This window comes from Blautia parvula, assembly GCF_020215665.1.
Lineage (GTDB): Bacteria > Bacillota > Clostridia > Lachnospirales > Lachnospiraceae > Blautia > Blautia celeris.
The window spans coordinates 3,658,461-3,671,084 of record NZ_CP084061.1; the positions used below are offsets into that span (position 1 = coordinate 3,658,461).

Genomic DNA, 12,624 nt, shown 5'->3' on the forward strand with positions numbered 1-12,624 from the left:
CCTTATTCACATGCGCCCCGTCTGGGCAATTTTATTATTTTTTTGTTGCCTCATAACGAGGCGGTTGGAATATCAATATATTCAACCTGCTATCCTTGATTATATTGCAAATCAAGGATATTTGCAAGTTTTTAATTATTATTTTCCTGTTTTTACTGAAAGTACTTTTTCCTGTACGGATTTCGGAACCGGCTCGTATTTCTCGAAGAACATGGAGTAGTTACCACGGCCCTGTGTTCTGGAACGCAGGTCTGTTGCGTAACCGAACATCTCAGCCAGAGGAACGAATCCGCGGATCATCTTGCCTCCGCCGATATCATCCATACCCTCGATACGTCCACGACGGGAGTTGATATCACCGATAACATCACCCATGTAGTCTTCCGGAGTAGTAACCTCTACACGCATGATAGGCTCCAGGAGAACCGGTGCTGCCTTCGCCATAGCTTCCTTGAATGCAAGAGAACCTGCAATGTGGAATGCCATCTCGGAGGAGTCGACCTCATGGTAAGAACCATCATATACGTTTGCGTGGATACCAACAACCGGGAATCCTCCCAGGATACCAGCCTTCATAGCTTCCTCGATACCTTCGCCGACAGCCGGGATGTATTCCTTAGGAATAGCACCACCAACAACTGTGGATTCAAACTTGAACAGTTCTTCACCATTGGCATCCATAGGCTCGAATTTAACTTTACAGTGACCGTACTGTCCACGACCACCGGACTGTTTTGCGTACTTGCTGTCAACATCAGCGTTCTTGGTAAAGGTCTCTTTGTAAGCAACCTGAGGAGCACCAACGTTAGCTTCTACCTTGAATTCACGAAGCAGACGGTCAACGATGATCTCCAGATGCAGCTCACCCATACCGGCGATGATTGTCTGACCTGTTTCTTTATCTGTATGCGCACGGAAGGTCGGGTCTTCTTCGGCAAGTTTTGCCAGAGCCTCACCCAGTTTGCCCTGTCCTGCTTTTGTCTTAGGCTCAATAGCCAGCTCGATAACAGGTTCCGGGAACTCCATGGATTCCAGGATTACCGGATGCTGGTCATCACAGATTGTATCACCTGTTGTGGTGAATTTGAATCCGATGGCAGCAGCGATATCGCCGGCGTAAACCTTATCCAGTTCCTGTCTCTTGTTAGCATGCATCTGCAGGATACGTCCAACACGCTCTTTTTTGCCTTTTGTTGCATTCAGCACATAAGAACCGGAGTTCATGGTACCGGAGTAAACTCTGAAGAATGCCAGCTTACCAACGAACGGGTCAGTCATGATCTTGAATGCCAGTGCTGCGAACGGTTCGTCGTCAGAAGAATGCTTCTCAACTTCGTTTCCGTCCATATCCTGACCTTTGATAGCCGGGATATCTGTAGGAGCAGGCATATATTCCAGAATGGCATCCAGTAATTTCTGAACACCTTTGTTTCTGTAAGCAGTACCACAGCATACAGGAATGGCTGCACATTCGCAGGTTCCTTTTCTCAGGGCTGCTTTCAGAGCTTCAACAGAAGGTTCTTCACCTTCCAAATATTCCATCATTAAGTCATCATCTAACTCGCAGATCTTCTCAACTAACTCTGTGTGATACAGTTCTGCGTCATCAGCCATATCCTCCGGGATATCTGTGATGGAAATGTCCTCGCCTTTTTCATCATTGTAGATGTAGGCTTTCATTTCAAACAGGTCGATGATTCCTTTGAATTCATCCTCTTTACCGATTGGGAGCTGAAGACAAATTGCATTTTTACCTAAACGAGTCTTAATCTGTTCTACGGCACCATAGAAATCTGCACCCAGGATATCCATCTTATTGATGAATGCCATACGTGGTACATTGTAGGTATCTGCCTGACGCCATACATTTTCAGACTGAGGCTCAACGCCGCCTTTTGCACAGAATACACCAACAGCACCGTCAAGTACACGTAAGGAACGCTCTACCTCTACGGTAAAGTCAACGTGACCTGGGGTATCGATGATATTGATACGATGTTCCAGTGCGCCTGGTTTGCTTTTACAGTTTTCCTGTAAAGTCCAGTGACAGGTGGTAGCGGCGGAAGTAATTGTGATACCTCTCTCCTGTTCCTGCTCCATCCAGTCCATGGTAGCAGTTCCTTCGTGAGTATCACCAATTTTATAATTAACACCAGTATAGTATAAGATACGCTCTGTAAGAGTGGTCTTACCGGCATCGATGTGAGCCATAATACCAATGTTTCTGGTTCTATCTAACGGATATTCTCTTCCAGCCAATGGATTTTCCTCCTCTAGAATCGATAGTGAGCAAATGCTTTATTTGCCTCAGCCATCTTATGCATGTCTTCTTTCTTCTTAACAGATGCACCTGTGTTATTCATAGCATCTAATAACTCATTAGCCAGTCTGTCCTCCATTGTCTTCTCTCCTCTTTTACGAGAATACAGAGTTAACCAACGAAGAGCTAATGCCTGACGTCTTTCCGGTCTAACCTCGATCGGCACCTGATAGGTAGCACCACCGATACGTCTGGCTTTTACTTCCAGAACCGGCATGATGTTGTTCATTGCTTCTTCAAAAACTTCGATTGCCGGTTTGCCGGCCTTTTCCTCCATTTTAGCGAACGCACCGTATACGATCTTCTGAGCTACACCCTTCTTACCATCTAACATAATGTTATTGACAAGTTTGGTAACCACTTTATTTCCGTATAACGGATCTGCTAAAACGTCTCTTTTTTGAGTATGTCCTTTACGTGGCACGTTACTTCCCTCCTTAATCATTATCAAAATTCGGACAACGGTCATTGCCCTTAACGATTAGATCATCGGTACTCACACAACTATTTTGTATGTCCGTACTCGGTAAATCCTATATAGAAACCCGCAGCCACAACCTGGGTCTATGGAATCCCGGTACAAAATCAGTCTTAATAGTTATATCTGTGACTTCAAATGATTCTAATTAATTATTTTTTCGGTCTCTTAGCGCCGTATTTAGAACGGGCCTGACGTCTGTTAGCAACGCCTGCTGTATCAAGTGTACCACGGATGATGTGGTATCTTGTACCTGGTAAGTCTTTTACCCTGCCGCCACGGATAAGAACAACACTATGTTCCTGAAGGTTATGTCCTTCACCTGGAATGTAGCTTGTTACCTCGATTCCGTTGGAAAGACGAACTCTGGCGATTTTTCTAAGAGCAGAGTTAGGCTTTTTCGGTGTAGCAGTTTTAACCGCTGTACACACACCCCTCTTCTGCGGAGAAGACATATCTGTGGTCTTCTTCTGTAAAGAGTTAAAACTCTTCTGAAGCGCCGGAGCTGTGGACTTCTTTACGGAAGTCTGACGTCCTTTTCTTACTAACTGATTGAATGTTGGCATTCCATTTCACCTCCTGTATTATTTCTCTTCTATATTATTATAGAAGAAATGAGTGGCTGCCAGTTATTCATTATCATGAATAAATGATTTTACGCGCAAAAAAACTGCGTCTCCATGCACGCTCTCTCATTATATCCATGGAAAATCGTGCTGTCAAGGAAATTTTTCAAAAAAATACAATTTTACGGGTATTTCTTCATTTTCAAACGCAGAATGCGCTCCACAGAGGCGTCGATTCTCGCTTCGCTCAAATCTCCCTCCTCCACGGCATCCAGCACACCATGGTAGGCGGCCCTGAAATCATCCGGCATCAAAAGCATGTCCGCACCGGCCAGAAGCGCTTTCACAGAAGCTTCAGCCGGACTGTACACCCCGGATACCGCCTTCATATTCAGGGCATCCGTGATAATAAGGCCGTCATATCCGTACTTGTCCCTGAGAAGTCCTGTCAGAACCTGCTCTGAGAGTGACGCGGGCGTATCATCCCCCAGGGATTTCGGTATGGAGATATGCCCTGCCATGATGAAATCAGGCTCTGCCTTGATTCCTTCCTGAAAAGGAACCAGTTCTTCTGCCTCCATCTCCTCCAGGGTCTTGTCCGTGTAAGCCCGCCCTTCATGGCTGTCCTCCACAGTGCCCCCATGCCCCGGAAAATGCTTCAGGCAGGCGGAGACTCCATTGTCCTGCAGCCCCTTAACCACCTGTGACGCCATAGCACCAACCAGACGGGGGTCTTCCCCAAAGGAACGGTTCCCTATAACAGTATTGCCAGAATTGGTAATTACATCCGCATCAGGAGCAAAATCTATATTAAATCCTAATTCTTTCAAATAGGATGCTAAGTTTTTTCCCACATCGTAGGCACGGGAAGTATCCTTACTGTCCCCTATGGCCCGCATACTCTCATATCTGGTGACAGAGAAATTTTTGTTTCCCGCTACCCGGGACACTTCTCCGCCCTCCTCATCCACCCCCAGAAATACCGGAACCCCCGCAATCTCCTCCGCGTAGCTCTGGGTCTTTGACAGCATTTCCTTCAACTGATCCGGTCCCTGGATATTACGGGAAAAATATACGATCCCGCCCACAGGGTACTGCTCATAGGCTTTCTTTGTATCCTCACCGGCAACGGTAGCCGCATCCACCTGGGTGATGTCCTCAGGTGTGACAAAGAAAAGCTGCGCTGCCTTCTCCTCAAGGCTCATGCTCTTCACTTTATCCTTAACCTCACGGGAGATATCAGGTGATACATAGACCTGGGCCGGCCCTGTATCCGTCTCTTTGGGGTTCTCCTGTATCGTATCTGCCGCGTTTACAGACTCTTCCTCCTTTTCCCCGCTTTGGGTATGGGAGGCAGATGCTGTCTCTGTTCTCTGGTTTCCTGACTTTAAGGTAATGACGATCAAGACAATGGATAAAACGACGATGATGACTCCCATGGGAACCAGCATCCATAAAGGTGACTTTCTTTTTTTGTTCATACTTGTCCTCCTTTAAAAGACTGCATAACCTGAATATACAAAACCGCTCCTCCGGTCATTTTCCGGAAAAGCGGTCTTTTGTATGTTATAGCATTATTCTTCTGTCAGTTCGGCTTCCTCTTCCTCCTCGGAAAGTTCCACCTCATCAACCTCATCTGTCAGCTGAACAGCTTCCTCTTCATCCTCCGCCGGAAGTTCTTCCAGGGCTTCAGCAAGTTCAAGTTCATCCTCGTACTCCTCTTCATCCTCAGCCAGATCTGTATCCAGCTTAATGTTGGAGTAGCACTTCATGCCTGTTCCTGCAGGAATCAGTTTACCGATGATTACGTTCTCCTTCAGACCGATCAGCGGGTCGATCTTGCCCTTGATGGCAGCTTCTGTCAGAACCTTTGTGGTCTCCTGGAAGGAAGCTGCGGACAGGAAGGAGTTGGTCGCCAGGGATGCCTTGGTGATACCAAGCATAACCTGTTTTCCATCTGCCGGCTCTTTGCCCTCTTTGATCAGTCTCTCGTTCTCTTCCTCATAGTCCAGAACGTCAACCAGGGTTCCCGGCAGGAATTCTGTATCTCCGTTGTCCTCGATGCGGATCTTCTTCAGCATCTGGCGGACAATAACTTCAATATGCTTATCGTTGATCTCAACACCCTGCAGACGGTATACACGCTGTACTTCCTGGATCATATAATCCTGAACAGCGCGGACGCCCTTAATCTTCAGAATGTCATGAGGATTGACACTACCTTCTGTCAGCTCATCACCGGCCTCCAGATACTGTCCGTCCTGAACCTTGATACGGGAACCGTAAGGGATCAGGTAAGTCTTGGAGTTGCCGTCCTCATTGTCTGTGACGATGATCTCACGTTTCTTCTTTGTATCCTTCAGTGTGGCGACACCTTTGATCTCTGTGATGATGGCAAGACCTTTCGGCTTCCTTGCCTCAAAAAGCTCCTCCACACGGGGAAGACCCTGTGTGATATCGCCGCCGGCAACACCACCGGTATGGAAGGTACGCATGGTAAGCTGTGTACCTGGTTCACCGATAGACTGGGCTGCAATGATACCTACGGACTCACCCACCTGTACCGGCTCACCGGTTGCCATGTTGGCACCATAACACTTGGCGCAGACACCGATGTGGCATTTACATGTGAGGATCGTACGGATCTTAACGGAATCATATGGTTTCCCATTCTCTTTTACCCCTTCTTTTACCACACGTGCGGCACGTTTCGGAGTAATCATATGGTTTGCTTTGACGATCACTTCGCCTTTGGCGTTCTTGATGGTCTCGCAGGAGAAACGTCCTGTAATACGCTCCTGAAGGCTTTCAATCTCTTCCCTTCCGTCCATGAAGGCTTTCACCCACATACCCGGAATCTCGCCTTTGTCTTCACAGCAGTCCACCTGACGGACGATCAGATCCTGGGAAACGTCAACCAGACGTCTTGTCAGGTAACCGGAGTCAGCGGTACGCAGAGCTGTATCGGACAGACCTTTACGAGCACCATGGGCGGACATGAAGTATTCCAGTACGTCCAGACCTTCACGGAAATTGGACTTGATGGGCAGCTCGATGGTGTGACCTGTTGTATCGGCCATCAGACCACGCATACCGGCAAGCTGTTTGATCTGCTTATCAGAACCACGGGCACCGGAGTCAGCCATCATGAAGATGTTGTTGTACTTATCAAGTCCTGTCAGCAGGGCTTTGGTAAGCTCATCGTCAGTCTTCTTCCATGTCTCAACGACTTCTTTATATCTCTCTTCTTCCGTGATAAGACCACGTTTGAAGTTCTTGGTGATAAGGTCAACCGTATCCTGTGCCTTCTGGATCATCTCAGGTTTCTGAGGCGGCACAGTCATGTCGGAGATAGATACGGTCATGGCAGCTCTGGTTGAGTATTTGTATCCTGTGGCTTTGATCTTATCCAGCACCTCTGCGGTTCTGGTAGCGCCATGGGTATTGATTACTTTCTCCAGAATCTGTTTGAGCTGTTTCTTGCCTACCAGGAAGTCAACCTCCAGCTTCAGCTCATTGCCCGGAACGGAACGGTCCACAAAACCTAAATCCTGCGGAATGATCTCATTGAACAGGAAACGTCCCAGTGTGGAATCCACAATGTCTTCCAATACTGTGCCATCCGGCTGAGTCTTGCTGCAGAGTACATGGATTCTGGTCTGCAGTGTGATATATCCGTTCTCATAAGCCAGAATGGCTTCGTTTACACTCTTGAAATACTTGCCTTCACCCTTAACGCCCGGTCTCTCCTGTGTCAGATAGTAGATACCGAGAACCATATCCTGTGAAGGAACAGCCACCGGACCACCGTCAGACGGTTTCAGCAGGTTGTTCGGAGACAGAAGCAGGAAACGGCACTCTGCCTGCGCCTCAACGGACAGAGGAAGATGAACCGCCATCTGGTCACCATCGAAGTCGGCGTTGAACGCGGTACATACAAGGGGATGCAGCTTGATTGCTTTACCCTCAACCAGAATAGGCTCAAATGCCTGGATACCCAGACGATGCAGGGTAGGAGCACGGTTTAACATGACCGGATGCTCTTTGATGACATCTTCCAGTACATCCCATACTTCCGGTTCCAGCTTCTCCACCATCTTCTTGGCATTCTTAATGTTATGAGCAGTACCGTTGCTTACCAGCTCTTTCATAACGAAGGGCTTGAACAGCTCAATTGCCATCTCTTTCGGCAGACCGCACTGGAAGATCTTCAGTTCAGGTCCAACTACAATAACGGAACGGCCTGAGTAGTCAACTCGTTTACCCAGAAGGTTCTGACGGAAACGTCCTGATTTACCTTTCAGCATATCGGAAAGGGATTTCAGTGCACGGTTACCCGGTCCTGTGACCGGACGGCCGCGGCGTCCGTTGTCGATCAGGGCATCGACAGCTTCCTGAAGCATTCTCTTTTCATTGCGGACAATGATATCAGGAGCGCCCAGTTCAAGCAGTCTCTTCAGACGGTTATTTCTGTTGATGATCCTTCTATATAAATCATTTAAGTCAGATGTTGCGAAACGTCCGCCGTCTAACTGAACCATAGGACGAAGGTCCGGCGGAATGACAGGTACCACTGTCATGATCATCCACTCCGGACGGTTTCCGGATTCACGGAAGGCTTCCACAACCTCAAGACGTTTTACAATACGAGCACGCTTCTGTCCTGTGGAATCCTTGAGGCCGGCTTTCAGCTCCTTGGATTCTCTTTCCAGGTCAATGGCTTCCAGCAGTTCCATAATGGACTCCGCGCCCATTCCTACGCGGAACGCACCGTCGCCGTATTTTTCTCTGGCATCCTGGAACTCTTTCTCTGTCAGTACCTGTTTGTACTGCAGCTCCGTGGTGCCTGCATCCAGAACAATATAGTTGGCAAAGTACAGAACTTTCTCCAGGGACCTTGGGGAAAGATCCAGGATCAGTCCCATTCTGGACGGGATACCCTTGAAGTACCAGATGTGGGAGACCGGTGCTGCCAGTTCAATATGGCCCATACGCTCCCTGCGGACACTGGCTTTTGTTACTTCAACGCCGCATCGGTCGCAGACAACGCCTTTATAACGGATCTTCTTGTATTTACCGCAGTGACATTCCCAGTCCTTGCTCGGTCCGAAAATCCTCTCGCAGAACAGGCCGTCTTTTTCCGGTTTCAGGGTTCTATAGTTAATGGTTTCCGGTTTTTTAACCTCGCCTCTGGACCAGTCCCGGATTTTCTCCGGGGACGCCAATCCGATTTTGATGGCATCAAAGGTCATTGGCTGATATGCCTCTTTATTTGCTGTTTCTGGCATTGTGGACTCCTTTCCTTACTCCTCGACAAGAGTATCATCATCTAAGCTCAAGAATGCTTCTTCATCCTCTTCCGGCTCATCCTCCACGTCTACTAATTCTTCACCCTCGAATTCCTGTTTTGAGAATCCGTAGTCTCCGTAATCTTCTTCGCCGCGGTGTTTGGAATCACCTTCAATGATGGAGCGCATATCTGTCTCGCCATAGTCGATATTCTCCATGATTTCCACTTCTGTCATGTCTTCTCTGAGGACTCTGACATCCAGACCCAAGGACTGCAGCTCCTTCAAAAGTACCTTGAAGGACTCCGGAATACCAGGCTCCGGAATATTGTCGCCCTTGATAATCGCTTCATAAGTTTTCACACGTCCGATCACATCATCGGATTTCACTGTCAGGATCTCCTGCAGTGTGTAGGAAGCACCATATGCCTCCAGTGCCCAAACCTCCATCTCTCCGAAACGCTGACCACCGAACTGAGCTTTACCACCCAGAGGCTGCTGTGTTACCAGGGAGTATGGGCCTGTGGAACGTGCGTGGATCTTATCATCTACCAGATGATGCAGCTTCAGGTAGTGCATGTGTCCGATGGTTACAGGGCTGTCAAAATATTCACCTGTACGTCCGTCACGGAGCCTTACTTTACCGTCACGGGAGATCGGCACGCCTTTCCACAGTTCTCTGTGAGCTCTGTTATCGTAAAGGAACTGTAAAACTTCCGGACGCAGCGTATCTTTATGCTTCGCCTCAAAGTCTTCCCATTCCATGTTCACATAATCATTTGCAAGATCCAGAGTATCCTGGATATCATTCTCGTTGGCACCGTCAAATACCGGTGTGGCAATGTTGAATCCAAGGGCTTTTGCCGCAAGACTCAGATGAATCTCCAGCACCTGTCCAATATTCATACGGGAAGGCACGCCCAGAGGGTTCAGTACGATGTCCAGTGCACGTCCGTTCGGAAGGAACGGCATATCCTCAACAGGAAGCACACGGGAAACAACACCCTTGTTACCATGACGGCCGGCCATCTTGTCACCAACAGAGATTTTTCTCTTCTGGGCAATATAGATACGGACTGCCTGATTTACGCCCGGAGACAGCTCATCGCCGTTCTCTCTCGTAAATACTTTTGCGTCCACAACGATACCGTACTCACCGTGAGGAACCTTCAGGGAAGTGTCACGCACTTCACGGGCCTTCTCACCGAAAATAGCACGGAGCAGTCTCTCCTCTGCAGTCAGCTCTGTCTCTCCCTTGGGAGTTACTTTGCCGACCAGGATATCACCTGCGCGGACTTCAGCACCGATACGGATAATACCGCGCTCGTCCAGGTCTTTTAACGCATCATCACCAACACCCGGAACATCACGTGTGATCTCTTCCGGCCCTAACTTTGTATCTCTGGCTTCCGCCTCATATTCTTCAATATGGACAGAAGTATAGACATCATCCTGTACCAGTCTTTCACTTAACAGGACGGCATCCTCGTAATTGTAACCTTCCCAGGTCATGAAGCCGATCAGCGGGTTCTTGCCCAGCGCCAGCTCACCGTTTGAGGTGGACGGACCGTCAGCGATCACCTGTCCTGCTTCCACATGCTCGCCTTTGGTCACGATAGGCCTCTGGTTGTAGCAGTTGCTCTGGTTACTTCTCATGAACTTGGTCAGGCGGTAAGTATCTTTTGTACCGTCATCATTGCGCATAACGATCTCTTTTGACGCTGCGCATTCTATGGTACCGGCTTTTTTCGCCACTACGCAGACGCCGGAGTCAACGGCTGCCTTCACTTCCATACCGGTTCCTACAACAGGAGCCTCCGTGGTGAGAAGAGGCACAGCCTGACGCTGCATGTTGGATCCCATCAGCGCACGGTTGGCATCGTCATTCTGCAGGAAGGGAATCAGGGCCGTAGCTACAGAGAACACCATCTTAGGAGACACGTCCATGTAGTCAAACATATTACGTTCATACTCCTGTGTTTCATCCAGATAACGTCCGGAAACGTTTTTATGGATAAAGTGTCCTTCTTCATCCAGCGGCTCATTGGCCTGTGCCACATGATAATTATCCTCTTCATCTGCTGTCATATAGACAACTTCATCTGTAACCCGCGGATTCTTCGGATCTGATTTGTCAATCTTACGGTACGGCGCTTCCACAAAACCGTACTGGTTGATCCTGGCATAGGATGCCAGGGAGTTGATCAGACCGATGTTAGGACCCTCAGGAGTCTCGATGGGGCACATTCTTCCGTAGTGGGAATAATGTACATCTCGAACCTCGAAACCTGCACGGTCTCGTGACAGACCGCCGGGGCCCAGTGCGGAAAGACGTCTCTTATGGGTCAGCTCACCCAGCGGGTTGTTCTGGTCCATGAACTGTGACAGCTGGGAGGAACCGAAGAATTCCTTCACGGCTGCTGTAACCGGTTTGATATTGATCAGGGACTGGGGAGAGATACCTTCCATATCCTGTGTTGTCATTCTCTCGCGAACCACACGCTCCAGTCTGGAAAGACCGATCCTGTACTGGTTCTGCAGCAATTCACCCACTGCACGGATACGTCTGTTGCCCAGATGGTCGATATCGTCATCATTGCCCAGACCATACTCCAGATGCATGTTATAGTTAATAGAAGCAAGGATATCTTCTTTTGTAATGTGCTTTGGAATCAGCTCATGGATCTCACGGCGGATTGCGTCCTTGATATCCTCAATATCCTCATTCTCTTCCAGGATCTTAGCCAGAACTGGATAGTAAACAAGTTCTGTCACTCCCACGGAAGAAGGATCAATGTCCACATAGTTGGTGATATCCACCATCATGCTTGAAAGGACTTTGATGTTGCGCTCCTCACCCTGAATCCATACATAAGGAACTGCCGCGTTCTGGATCTGGTCAGCCAGTTCTTTTGTTACAACTGTGCCGGCCTCTGCGATGATCTCACCTGTTGTGGTGTCCACAACCTCCTCAGCCAGCATATGGCCTGAGATACGGTTTCTCAGCAGTAACTTTTTGTTGAATTTGTAACGGCCTACTTTTGCCAGGTCGTAGCGTCTTGGGTCAAAGAACATGCTGGTGATCAGGCTCTCTGCGCTTTCCACAGCCAGCGGCTCACCCGGACGGATTTTCTTGTATAACTCCAGCAGACCTTCCTGATAACTCTCAGCAGTGTCTTTTGTAAAGCTGGCTAAAATCTTCGGTTCTTCACCGAATAACTCTATAATTTCTGCATTCGTGCCGATACCTAAAGCACGAATCAAAACTGTAATAGGGACTTTTCTAGTTCTGTCTACACGTACATAGAATACGTCATTGGAGTCGGTCTCATATTCCAGCCATGCACCCCTGTTCGGGATAACGGTACAGGAATAAAGGGTTTTGCCCAGTTTGTCGTGAGCGATAGCGTAGTAAATACCCGGAGAACGTACAAGCTGGCTGACAATAACTCGTTCAGCGCCGTTGATTACGAAGGTACCGGTTGCAGTCATTAACGGCAGATCACCCATGAATATTTCATGTTCACTGATTTCGTCATTCTCTCTGTTGTATAATTTTACCCTTACTTTCAGAGGAGCTGCAAAAGTAGCATCCCTCTCCTTGCATTCTTCGATGGAGTATTTTACCTCATCTTCACACAAAGTAAAGTCAACAAATTCCAAGCTCAATTTACCGCTGTAGTCGGCGATTGGAGAGATATCTTCAAAAACTTCTTTTAGACCTTCGTCCAGAAACCACTGGTAAGAGTCTTTCTGTACTTCAATGAGGTTCGGCATTTCCAGTACCTCTTTCTGGCGCTGGTAGGTCATTCTCATGCTCTTACCGGTTGTAATGGGACGGATTCTATTTTTCTCCATTGACGTTTCACCCCTTGTATGTTTTAATTTTATTATGCTTATACCTGAGCCCCCTGACCGAAAGTTTCCTTTAATAAGGTTAATTTCAATCATAAATAGAACGACAGGCATAAC

General features: G+C 48.1%; 6 protein-coding genes. All 6 read right to left on the reverse strand.

Annotated elements, in window-relative coordinates; all coding sequences use genetic code 11:
- Positions 1-138: 138 nt before the first annotated feature.
- The 6 genes from fusA to rpoB all read right to left on the reverse strand — a co-directional run bounded on the left by fusA (position 139) and on the right by rpoB (position 12,510).
- Positions 139-2,259, reverse strand: coding sequence for an elongation factor G (gene fusA / locus LC508_RS16835; RefSeq protein WP_033139947.1), 2,121 nt, complete (start codon positions 2,257-2,259; stop codon positions 139-141).
- Positions 2,260-2,273: 14 nt separating this feature from the next.
- On the reverse strand, positions 2,274-2,744 hold the full coding sequence (gene rpsG, locus LC508_RS16840) for a 30S ribosomal protein S7 (RefSeq protein ID WP_206539809.1): 471 nt from the start codon (positions 2,742-2,744) through the stop codon (positions 2,274-2,276).
- Between the two features lie 206 nt (positions 2,745-2,950).
- The gene (gene rpsL, locus LC508_RS16845) at positions 2,951-3,364 is read right to left on the reverse strand and encodes a 30S ribosomal protein S12 (RefSeq protein ID WP_018596937.1); all 414 of its coding nucleotides are present in this window, start codon (positions 3,362-3,364) and stop codon (positions 2,951-2,953) included.
- 182 nt (positions 3,365-3,546) lie between these two features.
- A complete protein-coding gene (locus LC508_RS16850; RefSeq protein WP_103731423.1) occupies positions 3,547-4,845 on the reverse strand; it encodes a glycoside hydrolase family 3 protein in 1,299 nt (432 codons plus the stop codon).
- Between the two features lie 93 nt (positions 4,846-4,938).
- On the reverse strand, positions 4,939-8,652 hold the full coding sequence (gene rpoC / locus LC508_RS16855) for a DNA-directed RNA polymerase subunit beta' (RefSeq protein ID WP_033139949.1): 3,714 nt from the start codon (positions 8,650-8,652) through the stop codon (positions 4,939-4,941).
- Positions 8,653-8,667: 15 nt separating this feature from the next.
- Complete coding sequence (rpoB, locus tag LC508_RS16860) at positions 8,668-12,510, reverse strand: DNA-directed RNA polymerase subunit beta (protein ID WP_103731424.1); 3,843 nt, start codon at positions 12,508-12,510, stop codon at positions 8,668-8,670.
- Positions 12,511-12,624: the final 114 nt, after the last annotated feature.